Source organism: Paraburkholderia phenoliruptrix, assembly GCF_019511605.1.
In the GTDB taxonomy this organism is placed as follows: Bacteria; Pseudomonadota; Gammaproteobacteria; order Burkholderiales; family Burkholderiaceae; genus Paraburkholderia; species Paraburkholderia phenoliruptrix_A.
In genome coordinates, this window is record NZ_JAEUAV010000036.1 from 1 (window position 1) to 17,866 (window position 17,866).

General features: G+C 62.8%; 16 protein-coding genes, 1 tRNA gene and 2 riboswitches. Of the genes, 15 read left to right on the plus strand and 2 right to left on the minus strand.

Going from position 1 to position 17,866, the window contains the following annotated elements; genetic code table 11:
• The first annotated feature begins 56 nt into the window (after positions 1 to 56).
• The 9 genes from JNB89_RS28895 (at position 57) to JNB89_RS28935 (ending at position 7,208) form a co-directional block, all read left to right on the plus strand.
• Complete coding sequence (locus JNB89_RS28895; protein WP_220364462.1) at positions 57 to 230, plus strand: hypothetical protein; 174 nt, start codon at positions 57 to 59, stop codon at positions 228 to 230.
• Positions 223 to 504 (plus strand): hypothetical protein, encoded by a 282-nt coding sequence (locus JNB89_RS28900; protein ID WP_220364463.1) that lies wholly within the window; start codon positions 223 to 225, stop codon positions 502 to 504. Before JNB89_RS28895 ends, JNB89_RS28900 begins: the two co-directional genes overlap by 8 nt.
• The gene (locus JNB89_RS28905; RefSeq protein WP_220364464.1) at positions 501 to 2,882 is read left to right on the plus strand and encodes an AAA family ATPase; all 2,382 of its coding nucleotides are present in this window, start codon (positions 501 to 503) and stop codon (positions 2,880 to 2,882) included. The genes JNB89_RS28900 and JNB89_RS28905 overlap by 4 nt, the downstream gene beginning before the upstream one ends.
• Positions 2,879 to 3,349: a hypothetical protein gene (locus JNB89_RS28910; protein ID WP_220364465.1), complete on the plus strand. Its 471-nt coding sequence runs from the start codon at positions 2,879 to 2,881 to the stop codon at positions 3,347 to 3,349. The genes JNB89_RS28905 and JNB89_RS28910 overlap by 4 nt, the downstream gene beginning before the upstream one ends.
• Positions 3,346 to 3,651: a hypothetical protein gene (locus JNB89_RS28915; RefSeq protein ID WP_220364466.1), complete on the plus strand. Its 306-nt coding sequence runs from the start codon at positions 3,346 to 3,348 to the stop codon at positions 3,649 to 3,651. The genes JNB89_RS28910 and JNB89_RS28915 overlap by 4 nt, the downstream gene beginning before the upstream one ends.
• Positions 3,652 to 3,661: 10 nt before the next feature.
• Positions 3,662 to 3,922 (plus strand): hypothetical protein, encoded by a 261-nt coding sequence (locus tag JNB89_RS28920; protein ID WP_220364467.1) that lies wholly within the window; start codon positions 3,662 to 3,664, stop codon positions 3,920 to 3,922.
• 196 nt (positions 3,923 to 4,118) lie between these two features.
• Positions 4,119 to 5,366 (plus strand): phage major capsid protein, encoded by a 1,248-nt coding sequence (locus tag JNB89_RS28925; protein ID WP_220364468.1) that lies wholly within the window; start codon positions 4,119 to 4,121, stop codon positions 5,364 to 5,366.
• Between the two features lie 427 nt (positions 5,367 to 5,793).
• Positions 5,794 to 6,249, plus strand: a complete 456-nt coding sequence (locus tag JNB89_RS28930) for a Panacea domain-containing protein (protein ID WP_220364469.1) — start codon at positions 5,794 to 5,796, stop codon at positions 6,247 to 6,249.
• Between the two features lie 26 nt (positions 6,250 to 6,275).
• Positions 6,276 to 7,208, plus strand: coding sequence for a hypothetical protein (locus JNB89_RS28935; RefSeq protein ID WP_223216888.1), 933 nt, complete (start codon positions 6,276 to 6,278; stop codon positions 7,206 to 7,208).
• Positions 7,209 to 7,295: 87 nt separating this feature from the next.
• On the opposite strand, the gene JNB89_RS28940 is transcribed toward JNB89_RS28935, so the two are convergent.
• A tRNA-Arg gene (locus tag JNB89_RS28940) sits at positions 7,296 to 7,371 on the minus strand.
• A gap of 306 nt (positions 7,372 to 7,677) precedes the next feature.
• Here JNB89_RS28940 and JNB89_RS28945 point away from each other — a divergent pair.
• The gene (locus JNB89_RS28945) at positions 7,678 to 8,592 is read left to right on the plus strand and encodes a c-type cytochrome (protein ID WP_220364470.1); all 915 of its coding nucleotides are present in this window, start codon (positions 7,678 to 7,680) and stop codon (positions 8,590 to 8,592) included.
• A gap of 151 nt (positions 8,593 to 8,743) precedes the next feature.
• Here JNB89_RS28945 and JNB89_RS28950 read toward each other — a convergent pair whose 3' ends face one another.
• Positions 8,744 to 10,843, minus strand: a complete 2,100-nt coding sequence (locus JNB89_RS28950) for a UvrD-helicase domain-containing protein (protein ID WP_220364471.1) — start codon at positions 10,841 to 10,843, stop codon at positions 8,744 to 8,746.
• 308 nt (positions 10,844 to 11,151) lie between these two features.
• Here JNB89_RS28950 and JNB89_RS28955 point away from each other — a divergent pair, with 308 nt between their 5' ends.
• From JNB89_RS28955 to gcvP, 5 genes are all read left to right on the plus strand, one after another.
• Positions 11,152 to 12,201, plus strand: a complete 1,050-nt coding sequence (locus tag JNB89_RS28955) for an oxidoreductase (RefSeq protein WP_220364472.1) — start codon at positions 11,152 to 11,154, stop codon at positions 12,199 to 12,201.
• Positions 12,202 to 12,398: 197 nt separating this feature from the next.
• Positions 12,399 to 12,749, plus strand: a complete 351-nt coding sequence (locus JNB89_RS28960; protein ID WP_135892590.1) for a hypothetical protein — start codon at positions 12,399 to 12,401, stop codon at positions 12,747 to 12,749.
• 69 nt (positions 12,750 to 12,818) lie between these two features.
• Positions 12,819 to 12,918: riboswitch (glycine riboswitch) on the plus strand.
• A gap of 53 nt (positions 12,919 to 12,971) precedes the next feature.
• Positions 12,972 to 13,131: riboswitch (glycine riboswitch) on the plus strand.
• A 79-nt stretch (positions 13,132 to 13,210) separates the two neighbouring features.
• The gene (gene gcvT / locus JNB89_RS28965; protein ID WP_220364473.1) at positions 13,211 to 14,329 is read left to right on the plus strand and encodes a glycine cleavage system aminomethyltransferase GcvT; all 1,119 of its coding nucleotides are present in this window, start codon (positions 13,211 to 13,213) and stop codon (positions 14,327 to 14,329) included.
• 70 nt (positions 14,330 to 14,399) lie between these two features.
• Positions 14,400 to 14,780, plus strand: coding sequence for a glycine cleavage system protein GcvH (gcvH, locus tag JNB89_RS28970; protein WP_013340913.1), 381 nt, complete (start codon positions 14,400 to 14,402; stop codon positions 14,778 to 14,780).
• Between the two features lie 85 nt (positions 14,781 to 14,865).
• Positions 14,866 to 17,802 carry an aminomethyl-transferring glycine dehydrogenase gene (gene gcvP, locus JNB89_RS28975; protein ID WP_220364474.1) on the plus strand — a complete coding sequence of 979 codons (2,937 nt, stop codon included), beginning with the start codon at positions 14,866 to 14,868 and terminating at the stop codon, positions 17,800 to 17,802.
• Positions 17,803 to 17,866 lie beyond the last annotated feature (64 nt).

The window sequence follows — 17,866 nt, forward strand, 5'->3', positions numbered from 1 at the left end:
GGTCTCGTGTGCTCGGAGATGTGTAGAAGAGACAGCACCAACGTTGGAGGCCGTATATGCGTCAAGCCCTCGCTCGTCCTGAGCAAACCGAATCCCCTATCCAGATTATCAATCGCGCCCTGCGCGACGCGGCCCTGTCAGATCGGCCCAACGACGCCATCGACACCCTCGCAACGGCTCTCGCCGCCCTCGCGACGCTGGCTCGCGCGGAGGGCCGCAGCCATGGCTAACGCAGCCCATCACACTCCCGCTGCGCGGCGCGAACCTGTGTCGTTTGCCGGATTCGCGATCATTGCACCGTGCGGCCTTCTCTATTTCCCGCCGTGCCGCACACTGGCGGAAGCCTATGCAGAGATTCGCGACCGGAGCCTGTACGAAGGCGAACCGGGTTGGACCATCCAGAGAACCGACGAAGACGGCGACCCCATCGGCCCCCCTAAAAAAGCGCGCATCAAGTCTCGTCGTCTTTCCAGCGCTAAGCAGTCCTCACGAGGTGACGCATGACAGTGCAGACCGAAGAAGGCCGCATTCGTGCGGCGCTGAGCCACATTCCGGCCGATAGTCGCGATACCTGGGTGCAGATAGGCATGGCGGTCAAGGCAGAACTCGGCGAAGGCGGCTTCGATCTTTGGGATAGCTGGTCGCAAACCAGCGACGCCTACAGCGAGAGCGATACACGCGCTGTCTGGCGCTCGTTCAAGGCAGGTGGCATCACGATTGCCACGCTGTTCAAGGAAGCTATCGCCCACGGCTACACAGAGAGCGAGCCGCTCAAGCCGATCGATCCAGCCGAGAGCGCCCGGCGGCGAGCGGCGCGCGCGCAGGAAGCGAGGGACGCAGCGGCGCAGCATGAGCGCACCCAGGCAGAAGCCGCCGACAAGGCGCGGGAACTGTGGGAGAAGGCCGGGAAGGTTCACGCCGACCACGCCTATATCCGCGCGAAGAAAATCAAGCCCTACGGCGCGAAGCAGCTGCGCGAGCAGCTCGTCATCAGGATTCAGGACGTGGACGGCGCCCACCATTCGGCTCAGTACATTCAGGCCGATGGAAGCAAGACGTTCCAGACTGGCGGGCGCATCAGCGGATGCTTTGCGGCGGTGACGGCCGGCGCCAAGCCGAACGCCAGTACACCGCTGCTGATCGCCGAAGGCTTCGCGACGGCGTGCAGTCTGCACGAGGCGACCGGCTATCCGGTGGCCGCAGCGATGAACGCCGGCAACCTGCTGAACGTCGCGAAGGCATGGCGGGCGAAGTATCCGCGCGTGCGCATCGTGATCTGTGCCGACGACGACACCGAGACGGCGGGCAATCCGGGCATGACGAAGGCCACGGAGGCCGCGCGCGCGGTCGGCGCGTTGCTCGCCGTGCCGGACTTCGGTCCGAGTCGGCCAGACGGTGCCACGGATTTCAACGACCTGGCCGCGCTCGACGGACATGCCGCGCTGCGCAGTTGCATCGAGGCCGCCACCGCGCCCGGTGGTGTCGCTAGCTCGAAGAAGCGAACGCCGCCCACGGTCAACCTGTCTTGCGCCGCCGACATCGTTCCAGAGCCGATCCATTGGCTGTGGCCGGGATGGCTCCCAGCCGGGAAGCTCTCGATCCTCGCCGGTCAACCGGGCTGCGGCAAAACAACCATCGCCATTTCTTTGTCGGCGGCTATCTCGAAGGGCGCGGAGTGGCCGGACGGCACGCACTGCAAAGCGCCCGGGAACATCCTCATCTGGACCGGCGAGGACGGCCTTGCGGATACGCTGGTTCCTCGGCTCATTGCTGCCGGCGCCGACCTGAGGCGAGTTTTCTTCGTGGAGTCCGTGACCGACGAGATCGGCGAACTGCAACCGTTTGACCCGAGCCGTGACGTTCCTATCCTCGCCGAGCGAATCGAACAGATGGGCGGTGCAAGTCTGCTGGTGGTCGATCCAGTTATCAGTGTGGTCAATGGTGACTCTCACAAGAGCGGCGACGTGCGCAAGTCACTGCAGCCGCTGATCGACATTGGCGCAGCGCACGGCTGCGCAATTCTAGGCATCACGCACTTCAGCAAAGGCTCGAAAGGCTCATCACCTACCGAGCGCATTCTCGGCTCGCAGGCGTTCGGCGCCGCGGCGCGGATGATCCTGATTGCAGGCAAGGACGAGTCGTCAGACCGCCGCATCTTCGCCAAGTCAAAGTGCAACATTGCCGGCGACACCGGCGGCTTTGAATACGCAATCGAGACACTCGATGCGCAAGACGGGTTGGCATCCAGCCGCATCGCGTGGGGCGAACCGCTCGACGGCTCCGCGAAAGAAATCCTGCGTGAGCTGGAGGCAGACGACAACGAAGGCGAGCAGCATGACGACCGCGAATCGAAATTCGAACGAGCGCGTTGCATGATCTATGAATGGCTCACCCCGTTCATGAGCACGAAAGAGATGAAGGCAGCAGCGCAAGCCGAAGGCGTGAGCTGGCGAATGGTAGAAGCCGCCAAGGCTGCCGAAGTCGCCGCCGGAAACAAGATTCGCGCAGTGAAGCACGGCAACGCGTGGGGCTGGATTTGGGACCACTACGAGATAAAGCACGGAGATTCAACTCCGCAATTGCATCTGGTTTCAAGTCCGCAAGAAAATCAAGTCCGCAAAGTGGACTGCGGAGTTGAGAACCTTGTCCTGCAAGGCTTTCAGGGCAAGTCCGCAACTCCGCAGTCAGTTTCGGGAGTCGCCGGAGTCGCTGGTTCAACTCCGCAACAGAGGAGCAACTCCGCAGCGTCCCAAAACCTTTGCGGTCTTGCGGACTTGCCCGCAAACCCAAGCCCGGCAAGGGATTCAACTCCGCAATCAACTCCGCAGCGCGAAAGCCACTGCGGAGTTGATGCCGAAGCCGACGACGGGGGCGATCTGTGAACATTCCCGCTCTTATCGAGAAGGCACTCGCTGCTGGCGTCCAACTGTACGTGCGCAATGGCAAGGTCAAGATGCGCGGTCCGGTCGAGGCGCAGGAAGCACTACGTCCGGCGCTGGCGCCGCACCGTGACGAGATTCGCGCTTATCTGCTAGCAGCGGAGCAGCAGGAATGCGACGGCGCCTTGCAGTCGGAGGATGGTGGGTTCTATCTACCATGGGGGCCATACCTCACCGCCGACAACATCCGCGTGCTGCGCGTCGAGTTGGTCTGGATCATCGAACACTTGGCCGACCTAGAAGCGTGGCCGGAGGAGCACCGCGAAGACGTGCTGACTCGCGCGATTCGCGGCCCGGTGAGCGACTTGCTGCCGAACATTGCCCACTTCAAAGAGAGATTGACGGAAGCGAACGCCGAAGCGGCGGCGCGCGATGCTGCCGACAAGCGTACCTGGAGGTTCGACCGATGACCGCTGGCCTGCAAATCTGGAATCAGGATGGCGTGCTGATGCTGGACGGTACGCATCGAATCGGCCGCATGAAAGGGATGGCGCGTGTAGATGGATTTGCCGACGCACGCGCGATTGACCTGTCGGACGGCACGCCGTTCTACTCATTTCAACCGGATTTCCTGTTCGCGCACATCGACAACCAGACGCCGCCGCCGATCTTCACCATCAACTCCAGCGGTATCAGTTGGACATACAGCTCGACGGCGGGCATGAACAACCCGCATCCGCTCACCGGTTACGTTTTCTATGGCGTCTTCTAAGGGGAATCTCATGAGCACCAGTACCACGGAACTTCTCGGCCAATATCTGACGGCGGCACGCGGTCTGCTGCAAGCCGGGCTTGAGCAACTGAAGGCCGAAGACCCGCAGCAGTACAGTGACGTTGCAGTAGTCGCGAAAGCTGGCGGTATGTTCAAGATCGAGACTGGCCTATCCACTGCCGGCCTGTTCGAGGTCAACATCTCAATAGTGGACGCGACCGGCCAGGCTGTAAATCTCATGCACACCGAGACAGGCGTTGTAAACCACTGAGTAGTCCTGTACGATTTGGCTTGACAGAACACCCGCATGTATGCCGTGCGCTACCTGCGGGCCATCCTCAACTTGAGGACGTTCCTGGATAAGGCTGCATGCCCCGCGCTGCAGTAACCACACCGAACAGCAAAGCCGAGCGCTGCTGGGCGAGCCGTGACGAAACTCCCCAATTCCCTTTTTTGTGAGGCATCACATGCACTCGTTTACCCAAAAACCGATCGCGCGCGGCATCCAGTCTGTTCGCGCTGAAGGCGGCAACCCGAACGACGTCCGCGCGGCACTCGAAGCAATGACAGGCGCTTTCGCGGCCTTCAAGGAAAAGCATCAAGGCGAAGTCGCCGAGCTTCGCGAAGCAATGGACGGTCTTGCCATCGCTGCAGCGGCGCAGCAGATGAACGGCGGCGGCGCGGCGGCGCGCACTGAACAACAGCCGATTTATGCGGCGCCGGGTATGCGCGCGGCTGAGATCGCAGCGCATTACAAGCAGGCAGCCAAGGCGGCGGACGAAGATACCGGGATCACGATGGGCGATTTCATGCGTGGCGTGGCCGGCATGAAGACGACCGAGGGCGTGAAGGCGTCGCTCGCTGTCGGCACCGACACCGCAGGCGGCTTTTCTGTGCCGAATGTCGTGATGCCGACGATTCTGGACGCACTGGTCGATCAGAGTGCGTTGCTGTCGGCTGGCGCGAGCATTATCCCTGTCGGCGAAGGCGGCAAGAGCTTCACGACGGCCGGCATCGACACACTTCCGGTTCCCGCGTGGCGGAATGAGTTGGGCGCGATCGCTGAGACCGATCCAACGTTGCGGCCCATCGTGGCGACGCCGCGCTCGCTGGCCTGCATCGTGCGCTTCTCGCGTGAGCTGCTGGCCGATTCGACCGACATCTCGCGGGCCGTGACTCAGGCAATCTCCCAGGCGTTTGCCTTGGAGTTGGATCGCGTCGGCCTTGTTGGCTCAGGCACCGCGCCTGAACCGCTTGGCCTTTACGGCATGGAAGCTGTGACGAAGATTGAGCAGATCGGCGCGACGTTCGGGTATGCCGACATGCTGGCCGCATATCGGACCCAGCTCGAGCACAAGGCGCCGGCGCCTACGGCGGCAATCATGGCTCCGCGCACGCTGACGGGCTTGGCTGGCATGGTGGATACGACGGGGCAACCGCTCAACGCTCCGCCTTTGCTGTCGACTGTCCGCCAGTTGTCCACCAACGGCGTGCCCACCAACCTTGGCACCGGCACCAACAAGAGCCTGGTCTTTGTTGGTAACTTCAGCACGGTGCAATACGTGATGCGCGAACGCCTGAACATCGGCGTGCTGCGCGAGGCGTATGCAAAGACCGGTGAGATAGGCTTCCTGTGTCACGCCCGCGTCGACGTGGTCGCGTACTACCCGCAAGCGATCACCGTTATTGAAGGCGTCGCCTCAGCGGCCGCGTAAGGCGCTGACGGCCGGGGCATAGAAAAGTCTGGCCGCCCCGGCCGCCTAGACCGACCGTTCCCGCACGGACAGAAAATTTTCCCTTTTTCAGATTTTGTTAAAGCCCTTTAACACCTAGTGGATAGTTGCCTCCAACACTGGCAAAGGTTTTGGCGCTAATAGCGGCATCAGAAACCGGTTAATTCGCTAAGAGATGTTAAAGGTTCTGAGAAGCGAGCCGTTTACGGAAATGATCGGTTCGAGACTAGGAATGCCGCCTAGTCTTGACAGCGCAAACAGAGCCTGCTACCCTCCGTTCACCACGACGGGCGCCCCATGGGGTTTATGGGGCGCCCGTCGTGGTAGTAGCAAAGTAAACTTGATAGAACTACTGTACAGGCATACAGTAGTTACATGCGCCGCACAATGCGGCATGACGGAGAAAGACATGACGGTTTCGGCATTGCAGCTCGCCGGCGAGATAATTCGCCGCTCGGGGGCGAGGGGCCGTTTGCTTACTAATCTCTCGGTCCAAAAGCTCGCCTATTTTTGCCACGGATGGCACTTGGCTTTGACCGGCCATCCGTTGGTTGGCGGCGAACAATTCGCGGCATGGAAGTTTGGCCCGGTTCTGCCGAGCGTGTATCACAAGCTGAAGGTGTTCTCGTCCAATCCCATTCCTCCAGAGCATCCTATTGTGCAAGGAGAGGCTGTCGCGCTGGATCAGACATCGAGCCAAATTGTCGACAAAGTTCTCGAACTTTACGATCGCTACACCGGCCCGCAACTTGTCACTATGTCCCATACCTCTGGTGGCCCATGGGACAAGGCGTGGAAGGCAAATGCCGACGAGATTCAAGACGAAAGCATCGAAAAATACTTTAAGTCGTTGATCAAGCACTAATTTCGCTAGGGGGCGCAGTGCCCGACGTGCCAGAACAAAAAAAAGGCCCTCTTGAAGAGGGCCTTAGCGTTTCCGACATTCGAGTTGTCGCACCACCCGCCGCAACGGACGCGCCGCCGAGCGAAGCGGGTTTCGTGGCTGATGCTCCGAAGCACGTTAAATACGAGCAACGTGTGGTAGCGTTTGTCGACGTTCTTGGATTCAAGGACATAATCACAAAGTCCGCTACAAATGCTGAGTTGGTCCGAAGAATTCATTACGCATTAACCGTAAGCAATGACGACTGGGCCGATAACTTCGCGAAAGAAGTCGGCCTTGAAATGACGTCTCGCGACTTCGAGGAAAGGATCAATTCCTTCTCGGACTGTGTTGTTATTTCAGTCAAGCCGGACATTCGAGAAATCGGGCTGCTTGTCTATATTGTTTTTAAGATCTCTCGACAGCTGCTGATGGCTGGGTTTCTTAGTCGCGGAGGCATCGCGAAGGGGTTGCTCTACCACGAAGATGGCTCTTCCTCCTCGAACGCTGGTCCCCCGATGGTCTTCGGCCCCGCCTTTGTCGCCGCCTACGTGTTCGAATCGACCCACGCGGACGGTCCGCGGATCATCCTGGAAAATTCGGTCCGAGAGCATATCCGACGAAAGTGCGATTTGATGCCGGACAGTAAATTAACGGCCTTTCTGAACACTCACATTAAGCGCGCTGAGGACGGTCCCGCTTATATCGACGTTTTTGCGGATTTTAGCGCCAACGATTACTATAAAACTGCACCCGACGTTTCGTCCGAAATAGAAACAATTCACGGACATCTCTGCACAGCATTGGATCAGACCGCAGACCGTCCCTTGCATTTTAAGAAAAATGCCCAGCTCGCCCGACAGTTCAATAACGCACTACAAAAAGCAGGGCGTGCTGACTACCACATCGACGGAGACAGGCTCCCGGCCAAGGACAGCTAGGATGCGTGATCTGCCCTACCCCTGCCCTACGTAGGGAGGGCGGAGCCTTTAAGCGGAAGCGAAATGGCCTGAAAACCATATCCAGTATGGCGCGCCCGGCTGGGATCGAACCAGCAACCCCTGCCTTCGGAGGGCAGTACTCTATCCATTGAGCTACGGGCGCTTCGACTTGACAGCGCGGCGACCCGAGCGGGTGCGGCGCCAAAGCGAGACCGAAAGCATACCCGGTTTCCGCCATACCGTCCACCGCACGGCCTCCGGAGCCCTTTTCCGGCTCTTGCGAGCGCTTGAACACGTCTTTCCGACCCACCCGCTTCACTTCGCACGATGCGGGTAAACGCCTGCTGAACAGCTCGCCGCGCCTCTCGCCGCCGTCGAAAGCTTGCGTCTATAATCGTCCGTGGCTGATCAAGAACAAGAAGTTGCCGTCGCGCTGTACCGCTCACATACCCACGGAGACGAGACAAGCATGAGCGAAGCACCACACGGAGCCCCGATCAAAACCCCAGGACAGCTCGTCGCCGCGGTCATCGCCGGGTTTGCTGTGCCGATCATTATCATCGTGCTGCTGGCCTACTACGTCGACAATTCGACACGCACCGGCGCCGGCACCGACAGTCTCTCCGAAGCCGAAGTCACCGCGCGCATCAAGCCGATCGCCCAGGTCGAGATTCGCGACGCGAACGCGCCGCGCGTCTACAAGACCGGCGAGGAAGTCTACAAGGCGGTCTGTTCGGCCTGTCACGCGTCGGGCGCCGCGGGCGCGCCGAAGTTCACCAACACCGCCGACTGGGCGCCGCGCATTTCGCAAGGCTTCGACACGCTGTTGCACACGGCGCTGGCAGGCAAAGGCGCCATGCCCCCGCGCGGCGGCACGAGCCCGGACGATTACAGCGACTTTGAAATCGCCCGCGCGGTTGCGTACATGGCGAACAATTCGGGGGCAAGCTTCCCTGAACCGGCACAGCCGGCATCGGGCGCGGCGGCTGCATCGGCGGCGGCTGGCGCATCGGCTGCAACAGCCGGCGCTGGCGGCGCTTCCGACGCAGGTGCGGCGCAAGCGGCCGCGGCAATGGCCGCCATGGCCAGCGTTCCGCAAGCCGCTGCTGCTCCGGCGTCGGGCGCGACGCAAAGCGCCGACGCATCGCAAGCGGGCAAGGCTTTGTATCAGCAGGTCTGCCAGGCATGTCACGCGGCCGGCGTGCTCAACGCACCGAAGTTCGGCGACAAGGAAGCATGGGCGCCGCGTCTGAAAGAGCCGATGGACACGGTCTACAACTATGCACTGCACGGCAAGGGCGCGATGCCGCCCAAAGGCGGCTCGAACGCGTCGGATGCGGACGTGAAAGCTGCCGTGGATTACATGGTCAGCGCCGTGAAATAACGCGCGCGCTCAGCTTGCGCAAAGATAGTGGCGGCGCTTGCCGCCCACACGAATCCCTGTGCCGCCGTCATGCGGGCAGGGATTTTTGATAACCCTCGGCGCACCCAACGCCAACGGGGTTTTGCAAACTCGCGCGCCCCGCCCACACCGCTCACGGCTTCTGCAACAGCGCTTTCAAACTCGCGAGCCGGTCTTTCGGCGACATTGGCGCTTCTTCCGCCGTAGGAGGCGGCGCATCGTCCAGCAGCATTTCAGGGATAAACCGCGACGGCTCGCACACCACCGTTTCCCGCGCGCGCTTTCTCTTCTTGCACCAGTTCAGATGCAGGCTGCGCTGCGCACGCGTAATCGCCACGTACATGAGGCGGCGCTCTTCCTCGATGCGCGCGTCGTCGACAGGTTCGTCGTCCGCGCCGCCGCGATGCGGCATGATGCCTTCCTCGACGCCCACCAGAAACACATGCGGATACTCGAGGCCCTTCGACGCGTGCACGGTCGAAAGCCTGACGGCGTCGGGATCTTCTTCGCGGCCCTCCAGCATGGACATCAGCGCAACCGTCTGAATCAGACCGAGCAGGTTCTTGCCCGTATCGGCAAGACCGTCCGCCGTGTCATAACCGGTGGCCTCGCCGTCGCCGCCGCCCGTCGCGTCTTCCGGCTCCGCCTTGGTACCCTTGCGCTTGAGCCATTCGATGAACTCCAGCACGTTCTGCCACTTCGCCTGCGCCTGACGTTCGTCGAATGCGTCGTACAGGTACGCTTCGTAGTGAATCGCGTCCATCAGCTCGTCGAGTAGCGTGCCCGCCGCATCTTTTTCGGCGCGCTCGGTCAGGCGCTGCATGAAGTCGCAAAACACGCGCATCGGTTCGATCTGCCGTGGCGACAGGCGCGCCTCGATGCCGCCCATATACACGGCCTCGAATAGCGACACCTTCGCCTGCCCCGCGAACGAGCCGAGCGCCTCGAGCGTCGTATTGCCGACGCCGCGGCGCGGCGTGGTGATCGCGCGAATGAACGCGGGATCGTCGTTGGCGTTAGCAATCAGACGCAGATACGCGCAGATGTCCTTGATCTCGGCCTTGTCGAAGAACGATTGTCCGCCGGACAGCACGTACGGAATCCGCTCGCGGCGCAACACCTGCTCGAAAATGCGCGCCTGGAAATTGCCGCGATAAAGAATCGCGTAATCGCGGAAGTTCGCGCGCCGCTCGAATTTATGCGCGGACAGCCGGAACACCACGGACTCGGCTTCGTGCTCTTCGTCGTTGCAGGCAGTCACGGTGATCGAATCGCCCATGCCGTGCTCGGACCACAGCTTCTTTTCGAACAGCTTTGGATTATTGGCAATCACGTTGTTCGCGGCCGTGAGAATGCGCACCGTCGAACGATAGTTCTGCTCGAGCTTGATCACGTGCAGCTTCGGAAAATCCTTGCCGAGCTGCGCGAGATTTTCGAGCGTCGCGCCGCGCCAGCCGTAGATGGCCTGGTCGTCGTCGCCCACCGCCGTGAATGCCGCACGCGGCCCGGCCAGCAGTTTGAGCAACTCGTACTGGCACGCGTTGGTGTCCTGATACTCGTCGATCAGCAGATAACGCAACTTGTTTTGCCAGCGCTCGCGCACCTGTTCGTTCTTCGCGAAGAGCTCCGCGGGCAGACGGATCAGATCGTCGAAATCCACCGCCTGGTATGCGTGCAGCGTCGCCACATAGTTGCGATAGACGATCGCGGCCTGGTGCTCGTCCTCGTTCGCGGCAATCGCAATGGCCTCTTCGGGCATGATGAGCCCGTTTTTCCACAGCGAAATGATCGACTGGATCTTGCGGATAAAGCCCTTGTCGGTCGAGCCGACCTGCTCCTGGATCATGCCGAAGCAGTCGTCGGAATCCATGATCGAGAACTGCGGCTTCAGGCCGACGTGCTCCGCTTCCTGCCGCAGAATCTGCACGCCGAGCGAGTGGAACGTGCAGACCGTCAACTGATTGACGGGCACCTTGCGGCCTTCCTTGCCGGGCGTGGTGAGGGTCTTGCCTTCCAGCAGCTTGCCCACGCGCTCTCGCATTTCGGCCGCGGCCTTGTTGGTGAACGTAACAGCCGCGATGTGGCGCGGCTCGAAGCCTTTCGCCTCGATCAGATGCGCGATTTTCTGCGTAATGACGCGCGTCTTGCCGCTGCCTGCGCCGGCGAGCACGAGACACGGCCCGTCGAGATAACGGACCGCTTCACTTTGAGCGGGATTCAGGCCTGCGGACATCTTGTGTGGATGGGTGTTGCGGTTGAAATGCGGCTGCGAAGACGCTGCGGCACGCGCCGTTTTGCGCGAGAGGAGCGATGCTATCACGGATGAAAACCGCGCATGAATTCGCGCCGTCGAGTCGGGCGGACCGCTTTCGGACCGCTTCCGGACCGCTGCCGGACCGCTTCGTCACCGGCCGGCTGGCGCCGCAAAAGCGCCTGAGCGCCCCTCTCGCGCAATCGCTATTCGCGCCATGCCACAATGACGGCGTAGCGCGCCGCCGCCGCGGTGGCAAAGCGGCGCGCCGTTTTTGCAGGAAGACACGCATGTCCGCATCGCTGAAAATTGGATTGATGGGTTACGGGTTCGCAGGCGCGACCTTTCATGCGCCGGTAATCGAGCACTGCGGCCGCGCGAGAGTCGCGGCCATCGCCACGGGCCGCCCGGAAGCCGCGCTCGCCGACTATCCGCACGCGAAGGTCGTCGCCGACCTCGACGCGCTGCTTGCGCTCGACGAAATCGACTGCGTGGTGATCGCCACGCCCAACGACACCCACTTCGACCTCGCGCGCCGCACGCTGGAAGCGGGCAAGCACGTGGTGGTCGACAAGCCGGTCACATTGAGCGCCGCCGACGCGCACACGCTTGCCAACATTGCACTGGCGCGCGGCAAGCTGTTCGTGCCGTTTCACAACCGTCGCTGGGACGGCGACTTTCTGACCGTGCGCGACCTGCTCGCAAGCGGCGAGTTGGGGCGGATCACGCACTATGAGTCGCATTTCGACCGCTTCCGGCCCGAAGTGCGCCAGCGTTGGCGCGAGGAAGCGTCGCGCGGCGGCGGCCTGCTGTTCGACCTCGGCCCGCATCTGATCGACCAGGCGCTCGCGCTGTTCGGGGCGCCGCAGACCGTGGCCGCAACTGTGCGCACGCATCGCGACCAGGCAAGCGCACCCGACTACGTGCACATCCAGCTTGGCTACGGCGAATTCGAAGTGGTGCTGCATGCGAGCGCGCTGACCGCAATCGTCGCGCCGCGCTTCGTCATTCACGGCACGCGTGGCAGTTACGTCAAGTACGGACTCGACACCCAGGAAGACCAGTTGAAAGCGGGCCTGCGTCCGGGCGACGAAGGTTTCGCCGCGGGCAATGCGGCAGGCACGCTGCGCGTACTCGACGGCGGCCGCGAAGTGGAACGCGAACTGCCCACCCGCAACGGCGAATATGTGAACTTCTACATTGCCCTTGCCGACACGATTCAACATGGCGCGAAGTTCCCGGTGACGTCGCAGGACGCCGTCGACGTGATGACCGTCATCGAACTCGCGGCACGCAGCTCGGACGAAGGCTTGCGCCTGCCGTTCCAGCGTATCCGCTAAATGCGGCATGGCGGGCGCCTGTCGCGGAACCTCGCGGCGGCCCCGCCAGGCGCAAGCTGACAAGCCCGAAAGCAATATAACGTTACAAAGTCGCGAGCTTCCAAAGTCAGCGCGATCCAGCAGTGATCCGTTGGTACGCGTGTAGCACCGCACAACGAAAACGACAACCAAAGCGACAACGACTTCACGGAGAGTCCATGCCACGTACCATCCGCGCGCTCGCCGCCTGCGCGTTGCTTAGTTCGCTCGCCGCCTGCGCGCTTGCGCCTCAGCCCGAGCCGGCACCGCGTCCGAGCCCTCAGCAGATTGCCGACAAACGCCTGCGCCAGGTCGACGGCCGCATCGACAATCTGAGCCGCCGTATCGACAGGCGCGTGAGCCTCGGCTATTACCCGCCCCCGCAGGGCGGCGATCTGCATCACCGGCTCGATGTAATCCGTCGCGAAGCGCACGACATGGCCGCCAACCACGGCGGCGGCCTGTCCGCCGACGAACAGCGCGTGCTCAACGAGGAATTGGACGGCGCGGCGCGCGCAATCGGGGAATGACGACGCAGGGCCAGACGTCGCCGGATCAGACCTTTATTTGACAAGCCCCCGGGCCTCGCGTAAATTCGCCGCACGCGTCGGGAGAGCGCGCTGGCCGCTGAAATTCGCAGGCCGCGCCGCCGAAGGGGCACACCCGCAAACTCTCAGGCAAAAGGACCGAACGCGTCGAAGAACTCCGCCAAAGTATCAGTCACGCAGCACCTGGCAACACCTAGGCGCCGTTTTTCGCACTCTGGAGAGCGGCAGTAGCCGTCTGCACCGCATGCACCGCATACGGCGCGCAGACCCGGCAAGCTGCCCACCGAAGGGGCGCGCGTTCAACCGCGGCGAGTCATCGCCACGGCAGCGCAATCTCTCAGGTATCGAGGACAGAGGGGCCATGCAGCACCACGCTCGCAGCCACAAGGCGCGAGGCGCGGCGCCGCATGGCCTTTTTTGTTTCGCGAGACGCCCGAGGCCCCATGACCGAACTCAAACACACCCCGCTCAACGCCACCCATCGTGCGCTCAATGCCCGCATGGTCGATTTCGGCGGCTGGGACATGCCCGTCAACTACGGCTCGCAAATCGACGAACACCGCGCGGTGCGCACCGACGCGGGCATGTTCGACGTCTCGCACATGTGCGTCGTCGACTTCACCGGCGAGCGCGTGCGTGCCTTCTTCGAATACGCGCTGGCCAACAACGTCGCCAAGCTGCAAACGCCGGGCCGCGCGCTGTACTCGTGCCTGCTGAATCCGGAAGGCGGCGTGATCGATGATCTGATCGTCTATTACTTCGGCGAGCAGCATTTCCGCGTGGTGGTGAACGCCGGCACCGCCGACAAAGACATCGCGTGGTTCAATCAGTTGAACGAAGGCGGCTTCGGCCTGACCATCACGCCGCGCCGCGATCTCGCGATTGTCGCCGTGCAGGGGCCGAACGCGCGTGAGAAGTTCTGGCAAACGGTGCCCGCCACGCGCGCCGCCACCGAGGCGCTCAAGCCGTTCAACGCGGCGCGCGTCGAAGGCACCCCGTTCGGCGAACTGACCGTCGCCCGCACCGGTTACACCGGCGAAGACGGCTTTGAGATCATCGTGCCGGCAGATCACGTGGTCGCGCTGTGGAATGCGTTGCAAGCGCAAGGCGTGCGCCCGGCCGGACTTGGCGCGCGCGACACGCTGCGCCTCGAGGCCGGCATGAACCTGTACGGCCAGGACATGGACGACAACATCTCGCCGCTCGACGCCGGTCTCGCGTGGACCGTCGACCTGGCTTCGCCGCGCGAATTCGTCGGCAAGAGCAGGCTGGAAGTCGACGGCTCCAAGGCTGCCTTCGTCGGCCTGATCTTGCGCAAGGAAAACGGCAAGGCCGCGGGCGTGCTGCGCGCGCATCAGAAGGTCGTCACGCCGCACGGCGAAGGCGAAATCACCAGCGGCACTTTCTCCCCCACGATGCAGGAATCCATCGCCTTCGCGCGCGTGCCGAAGGGCGTGCAGCCGGGCGATACCGTCCACGTGCAGATTCGCGACAAGTCCGTTCCTGCAAGCGTGGTAAAACTGCCGTTCGTGCGCAACGGGAAAGTGCTCGCGGCGGTTTGAGCCGCTGCGGGCAATACCACGCACGTCCCTTTATTAGCCATTACCGAATCACACCGCATAGGAGCATCCGATGAGCATCCCGGCCGATCTGAAATACACCGAATCGCACGAGTGGGTCCGCACCGAAGCGGACGGCACGCTGACGGTCGGCATTACCGACCACGCGCAGGAAGCGCTCGGCGACATCGTCTTCTTCGAAGTCCAGCAACTGGGCAAAACCGTGACGGCCGGCGACACGGTCGCTGTGATCGAGTCGGTCAAAGCCGCTTCGGACATTTACGCGCCGGTCTCGGGCGAAGTCATCGAGGCGAACAGCGCCGTCGCAGACTCGCCGGATTCGGTCAACAGCACCCCGTACGAAAGCTGGCTCTTCAAGATCAAGCCGGCTGCCGGCGCCACGCAAGATCGCCTGATCGACGCCGACGCGTACACGAAGTCCATCGGCGCCTGAGCGATCTGTCGCTGAGTCTTATCTCGTCTAACCGTCAGGTGCGGCGCGCCCTTCGCACAAGGACAGCCGCACCGCCAGGAACACCATGAAGCTCGAACACCCGGATCGTCTGATGAACCGCACTCCTCTCTCGCTTGCCGCGCTCGAAGTGCATGACGCCTTCGCCGAACGGCACATCGGCCCGGATTCGGCCGACCAGCAGGCCATGCTCGAAGCACTCGGCTTCGCGTCGCGCGCCGCGTTGATCGACGCCGTCATTCCGCAGACGATCCGCCGCACCGAGCCGCTGCCGCTCGGTCCCTTCGCGCAGCCAAAGAGCGAAGCGGAAGCGCTCGCCGCATTGCGCGAACTCGCGGACAAGAATCAGGTGTTCCGCTCCTACATCGGCCAAGGCTATTACAACGCGCACACGCCGACGGTGATTCTGCGTAACGTGCTCGAAAATCCGGCGTGGTACACGGCCTACACGCCGTATCAGCCGGAAATCTCGCAAGGCCGACTGGAAGCGCTGCTGAACTTCCAGCAGATGGTGGTGGATCTGACGGGCCTCGCCATTTCGAACGCCTCGCTGCTCGACGAGGCGACCGCCGCGGCCGAAGCCATGACGCTGCTGCAGCGCGTCGGCAAGCCGAAGTCGAACGTGTTCTACGTGGCCGACGACGTGCTGCCGCAAACCATAGAAGTGGTGAAAACGCGCGCCACGCCGGTCGGCATTGAAGTGAAAGTGGGCCCGGCAGACGAAGCCGCGAACGCCAACGCGTTCGGCGTGCTGCTGCAGTATCCGGGCGTGAACGGCGACGTGCGCGACTACCGCGCGCTCACCGAAGCGATCCACACAGCCGGCGGCCACGTGGTAGTCGCCGCCGACCTGCTCGCGCTGACCGTGCTCACGCCGCCCGGCGAATGGGGCGCGGACGTGGCCGTGGGCAATACCCAGCGCTTTGGCGTGCCGGTCGGTTTCGGCGGCCCGCATGCGGCTTACCTCGCGGTGCGCGACGAATTCAAGCGTCAGATGCCGGGCCGTCTGGTCGGCGTGACGGTCGACGCGCAAGGCAACCCCGCGCTGCGTCTCGCGCTGCAAACGCGCGAACAGCATATCCGTCGCGAGAAGGCCACGTCGAACGTGTGTACGGCGCAGGCGCTGCTTGCCATCATGGCCAGCATGTACGCGGTCTATCACGGCCCGCGCGGACTGAAGACCATTGCGCTGCGCGTGAACCGCATCGCCGCTTTGCTCGCGCAGGGCGCAAGGCAGCTCGGCTACCCGCTCGTCAACGAAACGTTCTTCGACACGCTCACGTTCGAAAGCGGCGCGCGCACCGAAGCGCTGCACGACGCGGCCAAAGCGAAGCGCATCAATCTGCGCCGTGTGAGCGCTACGCGAGTCGGCGTGTCGATCGACGAAACCACCACACGCGGCGATCTCGCCGATCTGCTCGCGGTGTTCGCGCAAGCCGCCGGCGCGAGCGAAGTGCCGCAAGTCGATGCACTCGACGCAGCCTTGACCGCTTCGAACGCCGCCTCGGTGCCTCAATCGCTCGAACGCACGAGCGCGTATCTCACGCACCACGTGTTCAACCGTCACCACTCCGAAACGGAAATGCTGCGCTATTTGCGCAGCCTCTCCGACAAGGACCTCGCACTCGACCGTTCGATGATTCCGCTCGGCTCCTGCACGATGAAGCTGAACGCGACTTCGGAAATGCTGCCGGTCACCTGGCCGGAATTCGGCCAGATTCATCCGTTCGCGCCGGCTGAGCAAACCGTTGGCTATCGGGAAATGATCGATCAGCTCGAAGCGATGCTGGTCGCCGCTACCGGCTATGCAGCCGTGTCCTTGCAGCCGAACGCCGGCTCGCAAGGCGAGTACGCGGGCCTGTTGATCATCCACGCGTATCACGCGTCGCGCGGCGAAGCGCATCGCAACGTGTGCCTGATTCCCGCGTCGGCGCACGGCACCAATCCGGCGTCGGCGCAAATGGCCGGCATGCAGGTTGTCGTGGTGGCCTGCGACGCGCAGGGCAACGTCGACATTGAAGACCTGAAGAAGAAGGCCGATCAGCACGCGGACAAACTCGCGGCAATCATGATCACGTATCCGTCCACGCACGGCGTGTTCGAGGCGAACGTGCGCGAAATCTGCGAGATCGTGCATGCGCGCGGCGGCCAGGTGTATGTGGACGGCGCGAACATGAACGCCATGGTCGGCTTGACGGCGCCGGGCCAGTTCGGCGGCGACGTCTCGCACCTGAACCTGCACAAGACCTTCTGCATTCCGCACGGCGGCGGCGGACCGGGCGTCGGCCCGGTCGCGGTCGGCGCGCATCTCGCGCAGTTCCTGCCCAACCAGATTTCGTCGGGCTATGAACGCGCGCCGAACGGCATCGGCGCGGTGTCCGGCGCACCGTACGGCTCGGCGTCGATCCTGCCGATTTCGTGGATGTACATCGCGATGATGGGCGCCAGGAACCTCACGGCCGCGACCGAAACGGCGATCCTCAATGCAAACTACGTAGCGAAGAAACTGGCGCCGCATTACCCGGTGCTGTACTCCGGCCCCGGCGGCCTCGTTGCGCACGAATGCATTCTGGACCTGCGTCCCATCAAGGAAACAAGCGGCATTACCGTCGACGACGTCGCCAAGCGCCTCGCCGACTACGGCTTCCACGCGCCGACCATGAGCTTCCCGGTGCCCGGCACGCTGATGGTCGAGCCGACCGAATCGGAATCGAAGGAAGAACTCGACCGTTTCATCGAAGCCATGATCGCGATCCGCCAGGAAATTCGCGACGTGGAAGAAGGTCGCGCGGACCGCGAGGACAACCCGCTGAAGCACGCGCCGCACACCGCGGCAGTCGTGATCGCCGACGAGTGGAAACATGCGTATGCACGCGAAACCGCGGCGTATCCGCTGCCCACGTTGATCGCGAAGAAGTACTGGCCGCCGGTCGGCCGCGCGGACAACGCGTATGGCGATCGCAATCTGTTCTGCTCCTGCGTGCCGGTCGCCGACTACGAGTAAGCGCTGGCTTTGCCGCGCATCGTCCGTACTGCTGCGAGGCGGGCGCTGCGCGGTTCTGTCGCTT